General features: G+C 64.6%; 18 protein-coding genes. 4 read left to right on the forward strand and 14 right to left on the reverse strand.

Annotated features, from left to right (window positions below; all coding sequences use genetic code 11):
* Positions 1 to 10: 10 nt before the first annotated feature.
* The 5 genes from FAS41_RS00495 to FAS41_RS00515 all read right to left on the reverse strand — a co-directional run bounded on the left by FAS41_RS00495 (position 11) and on the right by FAS41_RS00515 (position 5556).
* Positions 11 to 1468 (reverse strand): amidase, encoded by a 1458-nt coding sequence (locus FAS41_RS00495; protein ID WP_138519772.1) that lies wholly within the window; start codon positions 1466 to 1468, stop codon positions 11 to 13.
* A 168-nt stretch (positions 1469 to 1636) separates the two neighbouring features.
* A complete protein-coding gene (locus FAS41_RS00500) occupies positions 1637 to 2671 on the reverse strand; it encodes an ABC transporter substrate-binding protein (protein ID WP_017521376.1) in 1035 nt (344 codons plus the stop codon).
* A 21-nt stretch (positions 2672 to 2692) separates the two neighbouring features.
* A complete protein-coding gene (locus tag FAS41_RS00505; protein ID WP_017521375.1) occupies positions 2693 to 3499 on the reverse strand; it encodes an ABC transporter permease in 807 nt (268 codons plus the stop codon).
* Positions 3499 to 4425 (reverse strand): ABC transporter permease, encoded by a 927-nt coding sequence (locus tag FAS41_RS00510; protein WP_088415887.1) that lies wholly within the window; start codon positions 4423 to 4425, stop codon positions 3499 to 3501. Before FAS41_RS00510 ends, FAS41_RS00505 begins: the two co-directional genes overlap by 1 nt.
* 12 nt (positions 4426 to 4437) lie before the next feature.
* Entirely contained in the window at positions 4438 to 5556 is a 1119-nt protein-coding gene (locus FAS41_RS00515) for an ABC transporter ATP-binding protein (RefSeq protein WP_138519773.1), read from the reverse strand.
* A gap of 234 nt (positions 5557 to 5790) precedes the next feature.
* On the opposite strand from FAS41_RS00515, the gene FAS41_RS00520 reads away from it, so the two are divergent.
* Positions 5791 to 6711 (forward strand): LysR substrate-binding domain-containing protein, encoded by a 921-nt coding sequence (locus FAS41_RS00520; RefSeq protein WP_138519774.1) that lies wholly within the window; start codon positions 5791 to 5793, stop codon positions 6709 to 6711.
* A 145-nt stretch (positions 6712 to 6856) separates the two neighbouring features.
* Here the strand turns inward: FAS41_RS00520 and FAS41_RS00525 are convergent, their stop codons facing one another.
* The 4 genes from FAS41_RS00525 to trxA form a co-directional block, all read right to left on the reverse strand.
* Entirely contained in the window at positions 6857 to 7825 is a 969-nt protein-coding gene (locus tag FAS41_RS00525) for a CDP-6-deoxy-delta-3,4-glucoseen reductase (RefSeq protein ID WP_138519775.1), read from the reverse strand.
* A 193-nt stretch (positions 7826 to 8018) separates the two neighbouring features.
* The gene (gene ubiD / locus FAS41_RS00530; RefSeq protein WP_138519776.1) at positions 8019 to 9485 is read right to left on the reverse strand and encodes a 4-hydroxy-3-polyprenylbenzoate decarboxylase; all 1467 of its coding nucleotides are present in this window, start codon (positions 9483 to 9485) and stop codon (positions 8019 to 8021) included.
* 105 nt (positions 9486 to 9590) lie between these two features.
* Positions 9591 to 10853, reverse strand: coding sequence for a transcription termination factor Rho (rho, locus tag FAS41_RS00535; protein WP_138519777.1), 1263 nt, complete (start codon positions 10851 to 10853; stop codon positions 9591 to 9593).
* Positions 10854 to 11090: 237 nt separating this feature from the next.
* Positions 11091 to 11417, reverse strand: a complete 327-nt coding sequence (gene trxA / locus FAS41_RS00540) for a thioredoxin TrxA (RefSeq protein WP_015475045.1) — start codon at positions 11415 to 11417, stop codon at positions 11091 to 11093.
* A 190-nt stretch (positions 11418 to 11607) separates the two neighbouring features.
* On the opposite strand from trxA, the gene ppx reads away from it, so the two are divergent.
* On the forward strand, positions 11608 to 13110 hold the full coding sequence (ppx, locus tag FAS41_RS00545; RefSeq protein WP_138519778.1) for an exopolyphosphatase: 1503 nt from the start codon (positions 11608 to 11610) through the stop codon (positions 13108 to 13110).
* A 161-nt stretch (positions 13111 to 13271) separates the two neighbouring features.
* Here ppx and ppk1 read toward each other — a convergent pair whose 3' ends face one another.
* Positions 13272 to 15476 carry a polyphosphate kinase 1 gene (gene ppk1 / locus FAS41_RS00550; protein WP_138519779.1) on the reverse strand — a complete coding sequence of 735 codons (2205 nt, stop codon included), beginning with the start codon at positions 15474 to 15476 and terminating at the stop codon, positions 13272 to 13274.
* A gap of 20 nt (positions 15477 to 15496) precedes the next feature.
* The gene (hemB, locus tag FAS41_RS00555; protein ID WP_017521366.1) at positions 15497 to 16510 is read right to left on the reverse strand and encodes a porphobilinogen synthase; all 1014 of its coding nucleotides are present in this window, start codon (positions 16508 to 16510) and stop codon (positions 15497 to 15499) included.
* A gap of 233 nt (positions 16511 to 16743) precedes the next feature.
* On the opposite strand from hemB, the gene FAS41_RS00560 reads away from it, so the two are divergent.
* Entirely contained in the window at positions 16744 to 17304 is a 561-nt protein-coding gene (locus FAS41_RS00560; RefSeq protein WP_138519780.1) for a DedA family protein, read from the forward strand.
* Here FAS41_RS00560 and FAS41_RS00565 read toward each other — a convergent pair whose 3' ends face one another.
* Complete coding sequence (locus tag FAS41_RS00565; protein WP_138519781.1) at positions 17305 to 18543, reverse strand: sterol desaturase family protein; 1239 nt, start codon at positions 18541 to 18543, stop codon at positions 17305 to 17307.
* Between the two features lie 127 nt (positions 18544 to 18670).
* Between FAS41_RS00565 and elbB the strand changes: the two genes are divergently transcribed.
* On the forward strand, positions 18671 to 19321 hold the full coding sequence (gene elbB / locus FAS41_RS00570; protein ID WP_138519782.1) for an isoprenoid biosynthesis glyoxalase ElbB: 651 nt from the start codon (positions 18671 to 18673) through the stop codon (positions 19319 to 19321).
* 99 nt (positions 19322 to 19420) lie between these two features.
* On the opposite strand, the gene FAS41_RS00575 is transcribed toward elbB, so the two are convergent.
* Positions 19421 to 19891, reverse strand: a complete 471-nt coding sequence (locus FAS41_RS00575; RefSeq protein ID WP_081519504.1) for a YaiI/YqxD family protein — start codon at positions 19889 to 19891, stop codon at positions 19421 to 19423.
* A 74-nt stretch (positions 19892 to 19965) separates the two neighbouring features.
* Positions 19966 to 21867: a cytochrome c/FTR1 family iron permease gene (locus FAS41_RS00580; protein WP_138519783.1), complete on the reverse strand. Its 1902-nt coding sequence runs from the start codon at positions 21865 to 21867 to the stop codon at positions 19966 to 19968.
* Positions 21868 to 21972: the final 105 nt, after the last annotated feature.

A 21972-nucleotide genomic window follows, 5' to 3' on the forward strand; every position in this document is an offset into this window, starting at 1 on the left:
TGTGGATAAATCAGTCGCCCTTGAGCATGGGCGGCGGGCAGCGCTGGTACCAGCGCGAAGCCTGCTCATAGGCGTGGGCCAGTTGCAGCACAGCCATGTCGGCCTGGTGCCTGCCGATGATCTGCAGGCCCATGGGCAGGCCCTGCTCATTGAAGCCCACCGGTACGTTGGCCGCCGGGCAACCGGACAGGGTGGCCGGGATCACCACCTCCATCCAGCGGTGGTAGGTGTCCATGGCCTTGCCGGCGATCTCTTTCGGCCAGTCCCAGGTCTTGTCGAACGGGAACACCTGGGCACTGGGCAACAACAGGTAGTCATAGCGTTCGAACAGCTTGCTGATCGCGCGGTACCAGTCGCTACGCGCGGCGGAAGCGCGGAACACGTCCATGGCGGAGAGCTTCAGGCCGTTCTCCACTTCCCAGATAGCCTCGGGCTTGAGCAATTCGCGCTTGGCCTGGTCGGTATAGGCGGCGCCCAGAGAGCCGGCAACCATCCAGTGACGCAGGGTGCGCCAGGTGTCCCAGAGACACTCGGCGGAGAAGCCCAGGGCCGTGTCTTCGACCTGGCAGCCGATGGCCTCGAAGTCGGCAAAGGACTGGCGACAAAGCTCCAGCACGCCTTTCTCCATCGCCAGGTGACCACCCAGGTCGCCCAGCCAGCCCAGCCGTGCGCCCTTGAAGTCACGCTCCAGCTTGCCGGCAAACTGCTCGCCGCTCTCGGCGATGGACAGCGGCGCACGGGCATCGCCGCCGGCCTGTACCGACAGCAACAAAGCCACGTCGCGCACGCTGCGGCCCATCGGGCCTTCGTAGCCGAGCTGGTCGATGAACAGGTCGGCGCTGTCGTCGAAGGGCACGCGGCCCTGGGACGGACGGAAGCCGATGATGTTGTTGAAGGCCGCCGGATTGCGCAGCGAGCCCATCATGTCGCTGCCGTCGGCCACCGGAACCATTTGCAGCGCCAGGGCCGCCGCCGCACCACCGCTGCTGCCACCAGCGGTGCGTTCGGGCGCATAGGCGCAGCCGGTGGCACCGAAGATCGGGTTGTAGCTGTGGGAGCCGAGGCCGAATTCGGGAGTGTTGGTCTTGCCGATGATGATCGCGCCAGCCGCCTTGATGCGCTCGACCATGATGCCGTCGCGCTCGGGCAGGTAGTCGCGGAACAGCGGCGAACCGAGGGTGGTGCGGATGCCCTGAGTCAGCGACAGGTCCTTCACCGCGTGAGGCAGGCCGTGCATCCAGCCACGGTATTCGCCACGCGCCAGTTCGGCATCGCGCTGGTCGGCTTCGGCCAGCAGAAGGTCGTCGGGTTGCTGGCTGACGATGGCATTGACCGCCGGGTTGAAGCGCTCGATCTGCTCAAGGTGCGCCTGCATCACCTCGCGGCAGGACACCTGGCGCAGGCGGATGCGTTGGGCCAGTTCGTGGGCCTGGAGCTGGACGAGTTCGTTGTGCTTATTCTGGCTCATGGAGCGCGGCCTTCTTTCATCAGTCGCTTCCGGCAGGCGGGAAGCATAAGTCGGGTTCAGCGACCCCGCCGTCGGGCGGGGCTTGTTGCGTTCTTCAGGCCGAACGCTGCCGCCACGCCCATGAAGGTGGACGCGAGCAGCGTCGGTCTGTGGCTTTCCCGGTAGGGATCAGCGCATCAGGTTGGTCCAGATACGGTCGGCCAGGCGGATCGCGCCTTCGCCGCAGGTCTTGCTGAACACCACCTTGGTGCCCTCGGGGATGTGCAGTTCCGGCGCATCCTTGAGGCTGGCATCGAGGAAGGGTTCCACACCCTTGATCGGGCTCTGGTGCTTGAGGAAGTTCTGGGTCATCGCCGAGTTCTCCGGCTGGCTGAGGAAGGCGATGAACTTCTTCGCGCTCTCCGGGTGCTTGGCGCCGGCCGGGATCACCAGGTTGTCCACCCAGGCCATCACGCCCTCTTTCGGGTAGAGGTACTTCAGGCTGGACTTCATCTCACGTGCACGCATCGACGAGCCGCCCCAGAACATCGACATGTCGACTTCGCCCGAGGCCAGGTTCTCGCGGATCGAGCCGGCCTTGGAGCTGTAGGTCTTCACGAAGGGTTTCTGGTTCTTCAGCAGGGTCAGCACCTGTTGCATCTGCTTGGGGTCCTCGCTGCACAGCGGAATGCCCAGGTAGAGGCTGGCGGTGTCGATCACCTCGCTGGCCGAGTCGAACATGTTGATCTTGCCCTGCAGCTCCTTGGGCGGAGTGAACAGCACCGAGTAGCTGTCAGCCGGGCCGCTGTACTTGGCGCTGTCCAGCACCACGCTGGTGGTGCCCCAGATGAAGGGCACGGCGTAGGCGCCTTCCGGGTCCCAGGCGGGCTTCTTCAGGTTGTCTTCGACATTGGCGTAGTACGGCTGGCTGGCCGGGTCGAAGCGCTCCAGCAGCTTTTCCTGGATCAGGATCGGTACGAAGGCGTGGGAGGGAATCGCCACGTCGTAGCCGGCGCCGCCCTGTTTGAGCTTGGCCAGCAGGGTTTCGTTGGAATCGTAGGAATCCACGGTCACCTTGATGCCGCTTTCCTTCTCGAACTTCTCCAGGATCTGCGGGGTGAAGTAACCACTCCAGCTCACCACGTTCAGTTGCTCGGCGGCTTGCGCGTGGACAGCCATGGCCAGCGTCAGCGAGGCCCCTACAGCAGCGATCAGTTTGCTCATCTTCTACTCCGGTATGTGGGCTCAGGCCTTCTTCTTGCCGAGCAGGAACGACAGGGTTACGAACAGCACGGAAACGCCGAGGATCAGGGTCGACACCGCGTTCACATCGGGCGTCACGCCCATGCGCAGCAGGCCGAAGATGAAGATCGGCAAGGTGGTGGTGCCGGCCTGGGAGACCATCATCGAGATCACGAAGTTATCCAGCGAGACGATGAAGGCCAGCATCAGCCCGGAGAAGATTCCCGGCATCAGCAGCGGCAGGGTGACCTTGCGGAAAGTCCGCCAGGGCCCGGCGTAGAGGTCGGCGGCGGCCTGTTCCAGGGACAGGTCCATGTCGTTGAGGCGGGCACGGATCGGCAGGTAGGCGAACGGGATGCAGAACACCGTGTGGGCGATGATCAGGTTGCCGTAGCCCAGCGACAGGCCGAGGGTGGAGAACAGCGCCAGGGTGGCGACGCCGACCACGATCTCCGGCAACACCAGCGGCAGCATGATCGCGCCCATGGACAGGCGCAGGCCCTTGAACTTGGCGCCGCGCGAGGTGCCCAGCGCGGCCAGGGTGGCGATCGCCGTGGCAATCACGCTGGCGCACACGGCGATCAGCAGGCTGTTGCCGGCGGCCTGGCGCAGCGCCTGGTTGGCGAAGGCGGCGCGGTACCAGTCGAGGCTGAAGCCGGTCCACACGGTAGCGGACTGGTTGGCGTTGAACGACAGCACCACCAGCACCACGATGGGCGCGTAGAGGTACAGGTAGAACAGGAAGCTCAGGACGCCGAAGCCACGGAAATCCTGTACGCCTAGACGGCGTTTAGTCAGCAGCGAGAGCATCACTCACCTCCCCGGGCGATGCGCAGGCGTTCGGCGCGCATCGCGTAGAACATCAGCACCAGCATCACCGCGCCCATCAGCACCAGCGACAGCGCCGCACCAAAGGGCCAGTTCCGCGAGTCGCTGAACTGCCGGAAGATCAGGTTGCCGAGCATCATCTTGGTGCCGCCGCCGAGCAGCTCGGGGGCGATCATCGCGCCCAGGCACGGTACGAAGGTGAGGATCGCGCCGGCCAGGATGCCCGGACGGGCGATCGGCAGGACGACCTTGCGCAGGGTGCGGATACGCCCGGCGTAGAGGTCCTGGGCCGCTTCGAGCAGGCGCATGTCCATCTTCTCGAGGGTGGCGTAGATCGGCAGCACGACGAAGGGCGCATAGGTGTAGACCAGGCCCAGCAGCACCGCGCCGTCGGTATAGAGCAGGTTCAGCGGCTGGTTGATCACGCCCAGGCTCATCAGCGTGCCGTTGACCACGCCGGTGCCGCGCAGCAGCAGGATCCAGGCGTAGGTGCGGATCAGCAGATTGGCCCAGAACGGCACGGTGATCAGGAAGATCAGCAGGCCGCGGCGGTGCGCCGGCTGCATCGCCAGCCACACCGCCACCGGGAAGCCCACCAGCAGGGTGATGACGGTGGTCGCCGCGGCGATGCCGATGGAGCGCAGGGCGATCACCATGTACGAGTCGGCGAAGGCCAGGCTGTCGTCGAGCTGGCGCTCGAACAGCAGCGAGACGTAGGCGTCGACGCTGAAGTGCGGGTTCACCCCGCCGTAGGGGTTGGCCTGCATCAGCGAGTAACCGACCACGATGAAGATCGGCACGATCAGGAACAACCCGATGGAGACCAGTGCGGGGGACACGCCGAGGAAGCTGCGCAGCGCCTGGCGCCGCTCCAGCGCATTGCCGGAGGTTGTGGATAACCGGTTCATGTTCACCTCCGCTCAGTCCACCAGGACGCTGGCGCTGCCTTTTTCGAACAGCAGCCCGGCGCGTTGCCCGGCGACCAGGCGGCCACGCTGGCCAGCGCTGTTCGGCGCACGCACGGTCAGCTTGCTGCCGTCCTGAAGCTCGACCTGATACTGCAGGTCGGTGCCCAGGTAGATCTGCTGGACGACGCTGCAGGGGGTGGCGGACGGCGTGTCCTCGGCCACCAGTTGCAGGCGCTCCGGACGGATCGACAGGGTGACCTCGGCGTCGACCTTCAGGCCTTCGCGGCTGCCGGCCTCGATCAGCTGGTCGCCGGCAATCCGGTAGTACGCGCGCTCGCCGTCGAAGTTCTCGACGCGAGCCGGGAGGAAGTTGGTCTCACCGATGAAATCGGCGACGAAGCGGTTGCGCGGGTGTTCGTAGATGTCGTCCGGACGACCGACCTGCTGCACCTCGCCCTCGGAGAGCACGGCGATGCGGTCGGACATGGTCAGGGCTTCTTCCTGGTCATGGGTGACGAAGATGAAGGTGATGCCGGTCTTGGACTGAATCGCCTTGAGCTCTTCGCGCATGGCCTGGCGCAGCTTGAGATCGAGCGCGGACAGTGGCTCGTCGAGCAGCAGCACCTTGGGATGTGGCGCCAACGCGCGGGCCAGGGCGACGCGCTGCTGCTGGCCGCCGGAGAGCTGGGTCGGCTTGCGCTGGGCGAAGCGTTCCATCTGCACCAGGGCGAGCATCTCACGGACACGCTCGGCAACCTGTGCCTTGCTCATGCGCTGGCCCATCGGGTGGGATTCCAGGCCGAAGGCGAGGTTCTCGGCGATGGTCATGTGCGGGAACAACGCGTAGTGCTGGAACACCGTGTTGACCGGGCGCTCGAACGGCGGGCGGTCGGCGATGTTCTCGCCGTAGAGCTGGATTTCCCCGGAGGTGGGGAACTCGAAGCCGGCGATCATTCGCAGCAGGGTGGTCTTGCCGCAGCCCGAGGGGCCGAGCAGGGTGAAGAATTCGTTGTCGCGGATGTCCAGGTCGACACATTTGAGCGCGACGGGACCGCTGGCCGGGTCGCCGTAGACCTTGCGCACGGAGCGGATAGAGACCGCCGCCGTCTGCAGGCTGTGCAGGGCATTCATGGTGAAACCTCCGTACCTTCCCTTCCGCCACCAGCAGGCGGTCGGGGGATCTTGTAGTTGTTCTGGCAGGACTAGAGACGCTGGATCGCAGCGCTGGCCTTGGGTCAGGCCCAAGTTGTGGTGTTGTTGAGGCGGATATTCGAAGAAAGGTGGTTGAGCGGAAAGCTCAATTTTCTTACATTCGATATTAAATAATTTAACAGCTAAAAAGCTGATACCCCCCGAGGCCACACCATGTCCATCCAGCGCCTTCCGCCGCTCAATGCCGTTCGCGCCTTCGAGGCCGCCGCACGGCTGGGCAGCTACGTCGCCGCCTCGAAAGACCTGCATGTGACGCAACCGGCCATCGGCCGTCACGTGAAGCTGCTGGAGGATTGGCTGGGCGTGCAGCTGTTCGAGCGCACCCCGCGCGGAGTAAGCCTGACGCCGGCCGGGCAGCGTTACTACGCGAAGATATCCACAGCCCTGCAGCAGATCGCCGACGCCGGCCATGAGCTGGCTCCCGGCGGCACCGCGCGCTGGCTGAAGATCCTGGTGGTGCCGGCCTTCGCCAAGCGCTGGCTGATGCCGCGCCTGGAAACCCTGCGCCAGCAGCGACCCGGCCTGAAGGTGGCAGTGGAACCCAACCCGACTTTCACCGAAGTGGACGGTAAAAGCGCCGATCTGGGAATAGTCTATGGGCTTCCCGGCGTCTATCCGCAGTGTCACAGCACGCTGGTGCGGCCGGCGGTATTCCCGGTGTGCTCACCCTCCTACCTCGAGCAGCACGGCCCGCTGACCAGCGTGCATGAGCTGGCGCAGCACAAGCTGATCCACGTCGATGACGGCGAGTGGTGGAACCTCTGGCTGTCCACCATCGGCCTCGAACTGCGGGTGAATTCCGACGTCCTCTACGTCAGCAACGACCACGCGCTGTCCATGGCCGAGGCCGGCCACGGCATCGCCCTGGCCAACCTGGTGCTGGTCAAGCACCAGCTCGCCGCCGGCACGCTGGTGCGACCACTGCCCGAGGAAGTACCGCTGGAGAGCTACCAGCTGCTGCTGCCCACCGGAGCGGTGAGCGCCGACGTGGCCTGGTTCGAGGACTGGATTCGCGCAGCGCTGCAGGAGGAGTTTTCTCTCAGCACGGACCGCGTGGCCGATTCGGCTGAATGATCGGCCAAACACTCCGGCCGCACTCTATAGCGCCGGGGTAAACCGGTAGGAGCGAGCTTGCTCGCGAACCCGCCCAGCTTCGGTATACCTGGCCACTCCAGTTCGCGAGCAAGCTCGCTCCTACAGAAAGCAGCCTCCCTGCGAATCAGCCCCGCGGCGCGTAGGCGAAGACGTCGGCGCGCATCTGATGCGGGTCCATCCCCGCCGCCACCAGCGCATCCAACGTGCCATAGACCATCGCCGGCGAACCGCTGGCGTAAACCCGCAGGCCGGACAGCTCGGCGAAGTCCTCGCACACCGCTTCGTGCAACAGGCCGCAGCGCCCCTGCCAACCGCACAGGTCGCTGACGATCTTGTGCAGATGCAGATTGGGCACGCTTTCCCACTGCTCCCAGTGTGGCAGCTCGTAGAAGTCTTCCGGGCGCCGCACGCCCCAGTACAGGTGGACCGGGTGGGCGAAGCCGCTGGCACGACAGAACTCGATCAGGCTGTGCATCTGCGCCATGCCGGTACCCGCGGCGATCAGCACCAGCGGGCCGTCCGGCAGGTCGGCCAGGTGCGCGTCGCCGAAGGGCATCTGCACGCGGGCGAAGCGGTCGCGTTGCAACTGGGTCAGCAGGTCGATGGCGCTGTTCTCGCGGGCCAGGATGTGCAGTTCCAGGTCTCGCCCTTCCTGCGGCGCGGAGGCCAGGGAAAAGGCCGCCGGATCGCTGCCCTCACGCTCGATCAACACGTACTGCCCAGCGTGGTAGCGCGGCGGCTTGCCGGCCGGAGCACGCAGGCGCACGCGCCAGACATCACCACCGACCGGCTCGCAGAAGGTCAGTTGGCAGGACAGCTTGCGCACCGGCAGCTCGCCAGGAGCCAGCACACCGTCCCAATGCAGCACGCAGTCTTCCAGCGGCTCGGCCAGGCAGGTGAAGAGCTCACCGTGGTCGCGCACCTCGCCCTCCTGGCGCACACGGCCTTCCACCAGCAGCGCCGCGCAGATATGGCAGTTACCGTTGCGGCAGCTTTGCGGGCACTCGTAGCCCAGGCGCCGGGCACCGTCGAGGATACGTTCTCCGTGTTTCAGCTCAAGCTGGGCGCCGGAGGGTTGCAAGGTCACTTTCAAGCGATGTTCTCGTTCTTTTACAGATTGGGGCTGCTATCGCCGATTGCGCCGTAGGATGGCGTGGAGCGAAGCGATACCCATCATTCCCGGCAGCCTGGGTATCGCCTAGGCTCGCGGAACGCCGCCCGACCCATCCTACGAAAAAAGCCTCCGTGCTCCGCATCAACCGCAGCGAGCCAGATTGCCCCGGGGATCAATCGATACCCAGGCTCGCCCAGATTTCGTCGACGCGGCGGGTCACCGCCGGGTCTTTCTCGATCACCCGGCCCCATTCGCGGCTGGTCTCGCCCGGCCACTTGTGGGTGGCGTCCAGCCCCATCTTCGAGCCCAGGCCCGAGATCGGCGAAGCGAAGTCCAGGTAGTCGATCGGTGTGTTGTCGATCATCACCGTGTCGCGCTTGGGGTCCATGCGCGTGGTGATGGCCCAGATCACGTCGTTCCAGTCGCGGGCGTTGATGTCGTCATCGGTGACGATAACGAACTTGGTGTACATGAACTGTCGCAGGAACGACCAGACACCGAGCATCACGCGCTTGGCGTGGCCGGGGTACTGCTTCTTCATGGTCACCACCGCCATGCGGTAGGAGCAGCCTTCGGGCGGCAGGTAGAAGTCGGTGATTTCGGGGAACTGCTTCTGCAGGATCGGAACGAAGACTTCGTTCAGCGCCACGCCGAGGATTGCCGGCTCATCCGGCGGACGGCCCGTGTAGGTGCTGTGGTAGATCGGTTTCTGCCGCCGGGTGATGCGCTCGACGGTGAACACCGGGAAGCGGTCCACCTCGTTGTAGTAGCCGGTGTGGTCGCCGTACGGGCCTTCATCGGCCATCTCGCCGGGATGGATCACCCCTTCGAGGACGATCTCGGCGCTGGCCGGCACCTGCAGGTCACTGCCGATGCACTTGACCAGCTCGGTCTTGTGCCCGCGCAGCAGGCCGGCGAAGGCGTATTCGGAAAGGTTGTCCGGCACCGGGGTCACCGCGCCGAGGATGGTCGCCGGGTCCGCACCCAGCGCCACAGCCACCGGATAAGGCTGGCCGGGATGCTTCTGGCACCACTCGCGGAAGTCCAGCGCGCCGCCACGGTGGCTGAGCCAGCGCATGATGACCTTGTTACGGCCGATCACCTGCTGGCGGTAGATGCCCAGGTTCTGCCGTTCCTTGTTCGGCCCGCGGGTGACCGTCAGGCCCCAGGTGATCAGCGGCGCGACGTCGCCGGGCCAGCAAGTCTGCACTGGCAGTTTCGACAGGTCGACAGCGTCGCCCTCCTCGATCACTTCCTGGCACGGCGCGTCCTTCAGGACCTTGGGCGCCATGTTGATGACCTTCTTGAAGATCGGCAGCTTGGACCAGGCGTCCTTCAGCCCCTTGGGCGGCTCGGGTTCCTTGAGGAAGGCCAGCAGCTTGCCGATCTCGCGCAGCTCGGAGACGTCCTCGGCGCCCATGCCCAGGGCGACGCGCTCGGGTGTTCCGAACAGGTTGCCGAGCACGGGCATGTCGAAGCCGGTGGGCTTTTCGAACAGCAGGGCCGGGCCCTTGGCGCGCAGGGTGCGGTCGCACACCTCGGTCATTTCCAGCACCGGGGATACCGGCGCCTGGATGCGCTTGAGCTGTCCGCGCTGCTCCAGGGCAGCGATGAACTCGCGCAGGTCGCGATACTGCATGAGGATCTCGATGGCGGCAGGATGATGCGACAGTCTACCGCGCAACGCCGCCGCGCAGAAACACGAAGGCCGGGTTTCCCCGGCCTTGTGTGGTTCGAGAGGCGCTTACTTGCTGCGCTTCATCGAATCGAAGAACTCGTCGTTGGTCTTGGTCTGCTTGAGCTTGTCGAGCAGGAATTCGACCGCGGCGATCTCGTCCATCGGGTGCAGGATCTTGCGCAGGATCCACATGCGCTGCAGCTCTTCCTCACCGGTGAGCAGCTCTTCGCGGCGGGTGCCCGAGCGGTTGATGTTGATCGCCGGGAACACGCGTTTTTCCGAGATGCGACGGTCGAGGATCAGTTCCGAGTTACCGGTACCCTTGAACTCCTCGTAGATCACTTCGTCCATCTTCGAGCCGGTTTCGATCAGCGCGGTGGCGAGGATGGTCAGCGAACCGCCTTCCTCGATGTTGCGCGCCGCACCGAAGAAGCGCTTGGGCTTTTCCAGGGCGTGGGCGTCGACACCACCGGTGAGCACCTTGCCGGAGCTGGGGATCACGGTGTTGTAGGCACGGGCCAGGCGGGTGATGGAGTCGAGCAGGATGATCACGTCCTTCTTGTGCTCGACCAGGCGCTTGGCCTTCTCGATCACCATCTCGGCGACCTGCACGTGGCGGGTCGGCGGTTCGTCGAAGGTGGAAGCGACCACTTCGCCGCGCACGGTGCGCTGCATCTCGGTCACTTCTTCCGGGCGCTCGTCGATCAGCAGGACGATCAGGTGGCACTCGGGGTTATTACGGGTGATGTTCGAGGCGATGTTCTGCAGCATGATGGTCTTGCCCGCTTTCGGCGGGGCGACGATCAGGCCGCGCTGGCCCTTGCCGATCGGCGAGCAGAGGTCGATCACACGGCCGGTGAGGTCCTCGGTGGAGCCGTTGCCGGCCTCCATGGTCAGGCGCTTGGTCGGGAACAGCGGGGTCAGGTTCTCGAAGAGAATCTTGTTCTTCGCGTTCTCCGGACGATCGAAGTTGATCGAGTCGACTTTCAGCAGAGCGAAGTAACGCTCGCCTTCCTTCGGCGGCCGAATCTTGCCGATGATGGTATCGCCCGTGCGCAGGTTGAAGCGACGGATCTGGCTGGGCGAGACATAGATGTCGTCCGGGCCGGCCAGGTACGAGGAATCGGCGGAGCGCAGGAAGCCGAAGCCATCCTGGAGAATCTCCAGCACGCCGTCACCGGAGATTTCCTCGCCGCTTTTCGCGTGCTTTTTCAGCAGTGCGAAGATGATGTCCTGCTTGCGCGAACGGGCCATGTTTTCCAGGCCCATGGCATCGGACATTTCCAGCAATTCGGCAATCGGCTTTTGCTTGAGTTCGGTCAGATTCATAGAAGGGACGTAAATACGCTGAAAGGGGAAAAGGGAACAAGCGTGATGCTTGAAGAGCCGCGCCGTAGATGACGGACAGGATCGCTTGGAATTCGAATAGGAAGTGCGTCGGCGACGGCTTGCAGGGGACAACGAAATAATCGTTGTGCGCCCGAATTTAACACCCGAGTTTCGGAGCGTCTAGGGGCAATAACGAAAAACCCCGCGCATTGGCGGGGTTTTTCAGGACTTCTCGACTTAGATGTTGCTGTCGAGGAAGGCAGCCAGCTGCGACTTGGACAGTGCGCCGACCTTGGTCGCTTCGACGTTGCCGCCCTTGAACAGCATCAGGGTCGGAATGCCACGCACGCCGTACTTCGGCGGGGTGTCCTGGTTCTCGTCGATGTTCAGCTTGCAGACTTTCAGCTTGCCCTGATAGTCCTTGGCGATCTCGTCGAGTACCGGGGCAATCATCTTGCACGGGCCGCACCATTCGGCCCAGTAGTCGACCAGCACGGGACCGTCGGACTTCAGTACGTCCTGCTCGAAGCTGGCATCGGTAACATTGACGATATGTTCGCTCATGTATTCTCTCCGTCAATCGGATGCGAAAAAGTGTCCGCCATCATATCCCGCCTCGGCCCACACCGAAAGGCGCAGCCGATTGAGTGTATCTATCACTGCCGCGGTGACTTCTGATCGGTGACAACCCCTTCATTGGCACTACCTGCCTAAAATGGCAGGATGTCTCCCGTATTTATCCGGACCCGCCCCTATGCCCCATACCCCTGCCAAGACCTTTCCGATGATCGCGGCCATTGACCTTGGCTCGAACAGTTTCCACATGGTTTTGGCGAAGGCCGATCACGGCGAGATCCGCATCCTCGAGCGATTGGGCGAGAAGGTCCAGCTGGCCGCGGGCATCGGCGAAGACCGCATGCTCACCGAGGAAGCGATGCAGCGCGGCTACGACTGCCTGAAGCAGTTCGCCCAGTTCATCAACGGCATGCCGCCGGGCTCGGTTCGCGTCGTAGGCACCAACGCTCTGCGCGAGGCTCGCAACCGTGCCGAATTCATCCGCGTCGCCGACCAGATCCTGGGCCACCCGGTGGAAGTCATCTCCGGCCGTGAAGAAGCACGCCTGATCTACCTCGGCGTGTCCCACACCCTGCCCGACAACCCCGGCAAGCGCCTGGTGGTCGACATCGGCGGCGGCAGCACCGAGTTCATCATCGGCCAGCAGTTCGAATCGCAACTGCGCGAGAGCCTGCAGATGGGCTGCGTGAGCTTCACCCAACGCTACTTCAAGGACGGCAAGATCACCCCGGCGCGCTACGCGCAGGCCTATACCTCGGCCCGCCTGGAGCTGATGAGCATCGAGAACAGCCTGCGTCGCCTGGGCTGGGACGAAGCCGTCGGCGCCTCCGGGACCATCCGCGCGATCTGCCTGGCGATCCAGGCCGGCGGCCACGGCAACGGCGAGATCAACCCGGATGGCCTGGCCTGGCTCAAGCGCAAGATGTTCAAGCTGGGCGAGGTCGAGAAGCTCGACATCGACGGCATCAAACCGGACCGCCGACCGATCTTCCCGGCCGGCATGGCGATCCTCGAGGCGCTGTTCGACGCCCTAGAGCTGACGCGCATGACCCACTCCGAAGGCGCCCTGCGCGAAGGCGTGCTCTACGATCTGCTGGGCCGTCACCACCACGAGGACGTCCGTGAACGCACCATCGGCGCCCTGATGGAGCGCTACCACGTCGATCCGGAACAGGCCGCGCGGGTCGAGGCCAAGGCGCTGGAATCGCTGGATCAGGTCGCCAAGGCCTGGGACCTCAACGACGAAGGCCACCGCGAGCTGCTGATGTGGGCCGCCCGCGTGCACGAGCTGGGCCTGGACATCGCCCACTACCACTACCACAAGCACGGCGCCTACCTGCTGGAGCACTCGGACCTGGCCGGCTTCTCACGCCTGGACCAGCTGACCCTGGCGCTGCTGGTGCGCGGCCACCGCCGCAACATCCCGGTGGACAAGTTCAACGAGCTGGGCGATGAAGGCGACAAGCTGATCCGCCTGTGCATCGTGCTGCGCTTCGCCATCCTCTTCCACCACATCCGTGGCACCCAGGAAATGCCGGCCGTGGCGCTGAAGGCCTCCGGCAAGTCGCTGGACGTGCGCTTCCCGGACGGCTGGCTGGCGGCCAACCCACTGACCCAGGCGGACTTCGAGCAGGAAGCCGAATGGCTCAAGCGCGTGGGCTATTCGCTCAGCGTGAGCTGATCGCTACCACGAAAGACAAAGGCCCCGGCGCGCAAACGCCGGGGCCTTTTTATTTCCGATGATTCGCAGCCATCACGCGGCAGCCGCTCCTACGAAAAAACCCAGGCACCGCGCATGAAAAAGCCCCGCCGCAAGCGGCAGGGCTTTCGATACACACCGGATCAGCGACCGCTGATCACCGGCGTGCACAGGCGCTCCAGCAGGGTCGCCTGGGCGTTGCGGGCGTTCTGGTTGCCGCTGGGACTCTGGCGCACGTAGCTGCCGTCGGACTGCAGCACCCAGGCCTGGGTATTGTCGGTCAGGTAGGACTCCAGCTCCTTCTTCACGCGCAGCACGAGCTTCTTGCCTTCCACCGGGAAGCAGGTCTCCACGCGCATGTCGAGGTTGCGTTCCATCCAGTCGGCGCTGGAGAGATAGAGCTTCTCCTCGCCGCCGTTGAGGAAGTAGTAGATCCGGCTGTGCTCCAGGAAGCGGCCGATGATCGAGCGCACCTGGATATTGTGCGATACACCCGGCACGCCCGGACGCAGGCAGCACATGCCGCGCACCACCAGATCGATCTTCACGCCCGCCTGGCTGGCCTTGTACAGCGCGCGGATGACCTTGGCGTCGGTCAGCGAGTTGACCTTGGCCATGATGTGCGCCGGCTTGCCTTCGGCCGCCTGGGCGGCCTCGCGGTTGATCATCTCCAGCAGGTTCTTCTTCAGGGTGAAGGGCGCGTGAAGGAGCTTCTTCATGCGCAGGGTCTTGCCCATGCCGATCAGCTGGTTGAACAGCTTGTGCAGGTCCTCGCAGAGCGCCACGTCGGCGGTCAGCAGGCTGTAGTCGGTGTACAGACGGGCGTTGCCGGCGTGGTAGTTGCCGGTGCCCAGGTGCGCGTAACGGCGCAGCTCACCGTCCTCGCGACGCAGGATCAACATCATCTTGGCGTGGGTCTTGAAGCCAACCACGCCGTAGATCACCACGGCGCCGGCCTGCTGCAGGCGGCTGGCCAACTGGAGGTTGGACTCTTCATCGAAGCGCGCCCGCAACTCGATCACCACGGTGACTTCCTTGCCGTTTCGCGCGGCTTCCACCAGCGCGTCGACGATCTCGGAGTTGGCGCCGGAGCGATACAGCGTCTGCTTGATCGCCAGCACGCTGGGGTCCTTGGCCGCCTGGCGCAGGAGGTCGACCACCGGGGTGAAGGACTCGAACGGGTGCATCAGCAGCACGTCGAGCTTGCCCAGGACGTTGAACAGGTTTTCCTTCTTCTGCAGCAGTTTGGGGATCGCCGGGGTGAACGGCGGCGACTGCAGCTCAGGATGGCTGGCGAGACCGGTGACGCTGAACAGGCGGGTCAGGTTGACCGGGCCGCTGACGCGGTACAGCTCGGTTTCGGACAGGCCGAACTGCTTGAGCAGGTAGTTGGACAGGGGCACCGGGCAGGTGTCCACCACCTCCAGGCGCACCGCGTCACCGTAGCGACGCGAGAACAGCTCGCCGCGCAGCGCGCGGGCCAGGTCCTCGACGTCCTCGGCATCCACCGAGAGGTCGGCGTTACGGGTCAGGCGGAACTGGTAGCAGCCCTTCACCTTCATGCCGTGGAACAGGTCGTCGGCGTGGGCGTGGATCATCGACGACAGGAACACGTAGTTGTCGCCGGGGCCGGCGACTTCTTCCGGCAGGCGGATGATCCGCGGCAGCGAACGCGGCGCGGGGATGATCGCCAGGCCGGAGTCACGGCCGAAGGCGTCCAGGCCCTCGAGCTCGACCATGAAGTTCAGGCTCTTGTTCACCAGCAGCGGGAACGGATGGGTCGGGTCGAGGCCGATCGGGGTGACGATGGGCGCGATCTCGTCACGGAAGAAGCGACGGACCCAGGCCTTGATCTTCGGCGTCCAGTAACGGCGGCGGATGAAGCGGATATCGTGCTTGGCCAGCTCCGGCAACAGGATGTCGTTGAGGATGCTGTACTGGCGAGCGACCTGCTCGTGCACCTGTTCGCTGATGCGCGCCAGCGCCTGGTGCGGCAACAGGCCGTCGGCGCCGGCCTGCTCGCGGGCAAAAGTGATCTGCTTCTTCAGGCCAGCAACGCGGATCTCGAAGAACTCGTCGAGGTTGCTGGAGAAGATCAGCAGGAACTTCAAGCGCTCCAGCAGCGGGTAGGACTCATCCAGCGCCTGCTCCAGCACGCGGATGTTGAACTGCAGCTGCGAGAGCTCGCGATGAATGTAGAGGGCACTGTCGTCCACGTTGATCGCCGGCACCGCCGGCTCGACGGGGGGTGGCGTCGCCTCGGCGACCTCTTCCACCACGACTTCGGTGATTTCAGCGGTGGTGTCAGCTTCGATAACTTCGGTTTCGCTAATGCCTTCGGTATTCATCGCTCGTCTCATCGACGGGGTCAGCCCCCGCTTTTCAATTGTTGTGCTGCGCGCTTGGCGAAGTAGGTCAGGATGCCATCTGCGCCAGCGCGTTTGAAGGCCAGCAGCGATTCCAGGATCACCGCCTCGCTGAGCCAGCCGTTGTTGATCGCAGCCATGTGCATCGCGTACTCGCCACTGACCTGGTAGACAAAGGTCGGCGCGCGGAATTCGTCCTTGGCCCGGCGAACGATGTCGAGATAGGGCATGCCCGGCTTGACCATGATCATGTCGGCGCCTTCGGCGAGGTCAGCGTAGATCTCGTGCAGCGCTTCGTCGCTGTTGGCCGGGTCCATCTGGTAGGTGGCCTTGTTGCCCTTGCCCAGGTTGGCGGCGGAGCCGACGGCATCGCGGAACGGGCCGTAGTAGGCGCTGGCGTACTTGGCCGAGTAGGCCATGATGCGGGTGTTGATGTGACCGGTGGACTCCAGGGCCTCGCGGATCGCCCCGATACGGCCGTCCATCATGTCCGAGGGAGCCACGACCTGGGCGCCGGCTTCGGCGTGGGAAAGCGCCTGTTTGACCAGCACATCAACGGAAATATCGTTCAGGACGTAGCCGTCTTCGTCGAGGATGCCGTCCTGGCCGTGGCTGGTGAACGGGTCCAGCGCCACGTCGGTGATGATGCCCAGTTCCGGGAAGCGCTCGCGCAGGGCGCGGGTGGCGCGCTGGGCAATGCCATCGGGGTTGAAGGCTTCGGCGCCATCGAGGGATTTCTTCTCCAGCGGCGTCACCGGGAACAGCGCCAGGGCCGGGATGCCCAGCTCCACCAGCTCTTCGGCTTCCTTGAGCAGCAGGTCGATGGACATGCGCTCCACACCCGGCATCGAGGGTACCGCTTCACGCTGGTTCTTGCCGTCGAGGACGAACACCGGAAGGATCAGGTCGTTGGTGGTCAGGACGTTTTCGCGCACCAGACGGCGGGAAAATTCGTCACGACGGTTGCGACGCAGACGAGTGAAGGGGAAGGCACGATCGGCGGGAATGAAGCTCACGGCGTACTCCAGGGCCTGATACAGCAGGCACAGTCTGACAGTTATAGCCCTGAATTATGACCGATTGGTAACAACCGGTAACAGTGACCCTTGGTCGCGGCATCCTGCCGCAGCGGCATGCCGCCGCTCTGCACCGGCACGGACTTGTTCCAGGTCAGTTGTGCAGACTGGGGTGCCTTCCCTGCGGGCGACAACCGAGTTAGGCTTCGCGTTCATTTCGCTGCGTTGCCTCGATAATGCTCCAACAATTCCTGCAGGATTTCGGCTACTTCGCGCTGTTTCTCGGCACGTTCTTCGAGGGTGAGACCATTCTGGTCCTGGCCGGCTTCCTGGCATTCCGCGGCTACATGCAGCTGGAATACGTCATCGCGGTGGCTTTCTTCGGCAGTTACGCGGGCGACCAGCTCTGGTATTTCCTCGGCCGTCGCCACGGTCGCAAGCTGCTCGCGCGCAAACCGCGCTGGCAAAAAATGGGCGACAAGGCGCTGGAGCACGTTCGCAAGCATCCCGACCTGTGGGTGCTGAGCTTCCGTTTCGTCTACGGCCTGCGCACCGTGATGCCGGTGGCAATCGGTCTGTCCGGCTACCCGCCGGCACGCTACCTGCTGCTCAACGGCATCGGCGCCATCGTCTGGGCTTCCGTGCTGGGCAGCGCGGCCTTCTACTTCGGCAGCGTGCTCGAAGGCGTGCTGGGCAACATCAAGAAGTACGAACTCATGGTCCTCGGCGGCCTGGTGGTGATCGGCCTGCTGTTCTGGCTGCGCCGCCGCTTCAAGGCTTCCAAGTCCGATTGATCAGGCCGCCTGCGGCAGGCGCTCGGCGCGCCGCAGGCCCAGCAGCCCGATCAGGCTGAGCAGCGAGTAGACCGCCAGCGCCCAGGGCGCCCACTGCGGCAGTTCGATCCCTCCCCACAGCGCCAGCGCCGCCACGGCCGGCACGTTCAGAAGAAGACGCAGCACCTCCAGGCGCAGCGCCCAGCTACGGTTCTCCAGCCAGCAACCGATGGCATAGAGCCCGAAAGCCATCCAGCTCCAGCCGATCACCAGCGGCAGCACTTGCCAGTGCTCCCCGACACCCAGCAACCAGGTGCCAACCACCACGTAGGTGGCGAACTGCAGCCCGGCGTACCACTGGCGGCCGCGCCCCAGTGGCACGTCGAATTTGCGGAAGGTGGCCAGGTCCGGCTTGACCATGGGATAGCGCCGGGCAACATCCTCGGGGCGCCAGCCGGTGCGCATGAACCAGATGCGCAGCTTGTCCCAGGTACTGCTGGCGTGGCGCGCGTCATTCCACAGGTGCGCGTAGACCTGCAGGTTGGCCCACAGCGGATTCCAGCTGGCCAGCGGCACGGTCACGCCGAACACCACCGGCTCCTCGTCCAGCTCCTCCTGGAAGGTGCCGAACAGACGGTCCCAAATAATGAACACGCCGCCATAGTTGCGATCCATGTAGATAGGATTCTGCGCGTGGTGCACGCGGTGGTTGGACGGGGTGATGAAGATCCACTCGAACCAGCCCAGCTTGGGGATGTGACGGGTGTGCACCCAGAACTGGTAGAGCAGGTTCAGCGCGCCGACGGTGAGGAACACCAGCGGCGGCACCCCGGCGATCGCCATGGGCAGGTAGAAGATCCAGCCGAAGATGAAGCCGGTGCTGGTCTGCCGCAGTGCGGTGGAGAGGTTGTAGTCCTCGCTCTGGTGGTGCACCGAGTGCGCGGCCCAGAGCACGTTGCGTTCGTGGCCCAGGCGGTGGTTCCAGTAGTAGCAGAAGTCGTAGAAGACGAAGGCGAATACCCAGACCCAGAGGCTCTGCGTGGACATCTCGAAGAGCGCCAGGTGCTGCCAGGCGATGGCATAGGTGAGCACCGCCAGGCCTTTGGTCAGCAGGCCGCTGGTGGTGGAGAGCACACCGGCGCTAAGGCTGTTCAGCGCATCGCTCAGGCGGTAGGTACGCAGGCCGCGCCAGCGGTCGGCGAGCAGTTCGATCGCAATCAGCAGGAAAAAGAAGGGTACGGCGAAGAGGATGTAGTTCATGGCGCGACCGAATCGTTATGCTTATGAGGAAGGATCCTAGTCCCTTGCCCGCCGCCGGCCACGGCCGTCGGCGACAGCCCGGGCGGCATATCGCGACAGCCCCGGCCCCCTCGTACAGGAGCAGTTCATGAAGAAAGTTGCCGTTATCCTCTCCGGCTGTGGCGTCTACGACGGCGCGGAAATCCACGAAAGCGTGATCACCCTGTTGCGCCTGTCCCAGCGCGGTGCCCAGGTACAGTGCTTCGCGCCGAATATCGAGCAACACCATGTACTGAATCACCTGACCGGCGAGGAAATGGCGGAAAAGCGCAACGTGCTGGTGGAGTCCGCACGCATCGCCCGCGGCGAAGTGAAAGACGTGCGCGAAGCCAAGGTCGAGGACTTCGACGCCCTGATCGTGCCCGGCGGCTTCGGCGCGGCCAAGAACCTCAGTGACTTTGCCTTCAAGGGCGATCAGTGCGAGGTGCAGCCGGACGTACTGGCCCTGGCCAAGGCCTTCGCCGCGGCGAAGAAGCCGGTCGGCCTGATCTGCATCGCCCCGGCCATGGCCGCGCGCATCTATGGCGAAGGTGTGGAATGCACCATCGGCACTGACGAAGGCACCGCCAAGGCGCTGACCAACATGGGCGCCAAGCACATCGATTGCGCCGTGGAAGACATCGTCGAGGACAAGGACCGCAAGCTGGTCACCACTCCGGCCTACATGCTCGCACAGTCCATCGCCGAGGCCGCCAGCGGCATCAACAAGGCGGTCGACCGGGTGCTGGAGCTGGCCTGAAGCTCTTCAGTCGAGACATCCGCGAGCCGCTGCAACGCCGATGTAGCCCACCGGAATAATAACGCCCGGCATTGCCGGGCGTTTTCGTTTCAGGCCGGATCAGCCCTTGCGGCTCTCCGCCTCACGCAGCAGGCGCGTCAGCAACCGGTCCAGGCCGTTGGCGAAGGCCTGGCGGTCCTTGTCGCCGTAGGGCGCCTGCCCTCCACCCACCTGGCCCTGCTCGCGCAGGTCGGTGAACAGGTTGCGCACGGCCAGGCGCTCGCCCATGTTCTTCTCGTCGAACTCGCGGCCACGCGGGTCCAGCGCATCGACGCCCTTCTTCACCAGTCGGTCGGCCAGCGGCACGTCGCTGCAGATCACCAGGTCACCGGGCTCGGCCTGCTCCACCAGGTAATCGTCGGCAGCGTCCATTCCGCTGGGCACCACGATCAGGCTGACACAGGCGAACGGCGGCTTGGCCACGGGCTGGCCAGCAACCATCACCACCTCTAGCTTGCGCTTCAAGGCGAACTTCGCCACCAGCTCCTTGGCCGCACGCGGGCAGGCGTCGGCGTCGATCCAGATACGCATCGGGGGAAAACCTTCCTTCGAAAAGCACGACGGCCAGTATCGCACTGGCCGTCGTATGTCGCTTGGCTATCGCCTCAGGACGAGGCGATCTCGGCGGCCTTGCGGCGCTCGGAGAAGTAGCTGCGTCCGTAGAGCACAGCCACCGCCACCAGCGCCACCGCCTGGGCCGACAACGAGTAGGCATCGGCCTTGATGCCGAGCCAGTCGAAGTCGAAGAACGGTACCGGGCGGGTGCCGATCACGCCGGCTTCCTGCAGGGCGACCACGCCATGGCCAGCGAAGACCACCGACAGGGCACAGAGCAGCGCGGCGTTGACGGTGAAGAACAGCTTCAGCGGCAGTTTCGCCGAGCCACGCAGGATCACGAAGGCGATACCGATCAGGATCACCACCGCAGTGCCCGCACCGGCGATCACCGCGTTGTGACCGGCCGGGCCAGCCTGCAGCCAGAGGGTCTCGTAGAACAGGATGACCTCGAACAGCTCGCGGTAGACCGAGAAGAACGCCAGCACCGCGAAGCCGAAGCGACCACCGCCGCCCACCAGGCTGCTGCGGATGTAGTCCTGCCAGGCGGCAGCATGGCGACGGTCGTGCATCCACACGCCGAGCCAGAGCACCATCACGCAGGCGAACAGCGAGGTGAAGCCTTCCATCAGCTCACGCTGGGCGCCGCCGATGTCGATGACGTAGGCCGCAACCGCCCAGGTGGCGAAACCGGCGACGAAGGCCAGGCCCCAGCCGACATGGACGCCACGCACGGCCTTCTCCTGCCCGGTGTTGCGCAGGAAGGCGAGGATCGCGGCGAGCACCAGGATCGCTTCCACGCCTTCGCGCAGGAGGATCAGCAGGGCCGAGACGAAGCTGATGGAGAAGCTCAGCGAGTCACCGCTCAGGGCTTTGGCGGCGTCCGCCAGCTTGGCCTTGGCCAGTTCCAGCTGCTGCGCCACTTCGGCTTCCGGCAGACCATCACGCAGTGCCTGACGGTAGGCCATCAGTTGCTTCTCGGTGGCCTTGCGCAGGTCGGCGTCGACGTTGTCCAGCGAGCTTTCCACCAGCTCGAAGCCTTCCAGGTAGGCCGCCACGGACAAGTCGTAGGCCTGGTCGTGGTCACCGGAACGGTACACGGCGAAGCTCTTGTCCAGCGTCGCGGAGGTGTAGTCGATCTGTTGCGCCGGGCCACGGTGCTCCAGCGGCGGATGAGCCCGCAGCGCACGGAAGCTCTCGGCTGCGGCTTCGCCGTCATGTTCGGCGACATCCGCCGGAGTCTGGGTCGACAGGGTTGCCAGCGGGTAGGCGTGGGCCGGATCGGGCTTGGCCTGACCGGCGCTGAGGCTGGCCACATAGGAAGCCAGGTCCCAGCGCTGGCGCTCGTCGAGCTGATCGGCGAAGGCCGGCATGTCGGTGCCGGCAACGCCCAGGCCGATGACGTTGCGCAGGTCATACAGGCTCAGCTGGTCCAGACGCGCGCGGTCGGTCAGGTTGGCCGGCGGCGGCTCCAGGCCGATGCCCGCCGGGCCGTCTCCCTTGCCGGCATCGCCATGGCAGATCGAGCACTGCTGGGCGTAGACCTCGGCGCCACGGGCCGGATCCGGGGTAATCGCGGGGGTCTGCACCACCTGGTAGATATCGGCGACGCGCGCCTCCAGGTGACGGGCCTGCTGGGCCACTTGCTTGCCCGGCTGACGCTGCTCGATGGCCTGCTTGAGGCCGGCAGCGTCCTTCTCCAGGTCAGCTCGTTCGGGGCGTGCCGGCAGGGTCAGGATCAGCGAATGGAGATTGCCGACGAATTCCAGCTGCTCCTTGTACTCGCTGTCGTTGATCACCTTGCCGTCGGCGACGGTGGCGGGATAGTCAGCGGCGAGATAACTGAGCAGGTGCAGGGCTTGAGCAGGGTCGACAGCCGTGTCGGCGTGAGCTCCAAGGCTGAAAAGGCCGACCAGCGGCAACAGCCAGACGAATAGTTTGGAGGGGCGCATACGGAAAGTTAAATGAGAATGAAAGAGGTTAAATTGTCACCTCAGGTTTCCGTCTATGCAAGGAGAACGTCCCGCGCAATTGCGCCCGGAGTGACCGCAAGGCCA

It is taken from the genome of Pseudomonas nicosulfuronedens (assembly GCF_005877905.1).
GTDB lineage: Bacteria > Pseudomonadota > Gammaproteobacteria > Pseudomonadales > Pseudomonadaceae > Pseudomonas > Pseudomonas nicosulfuronedens.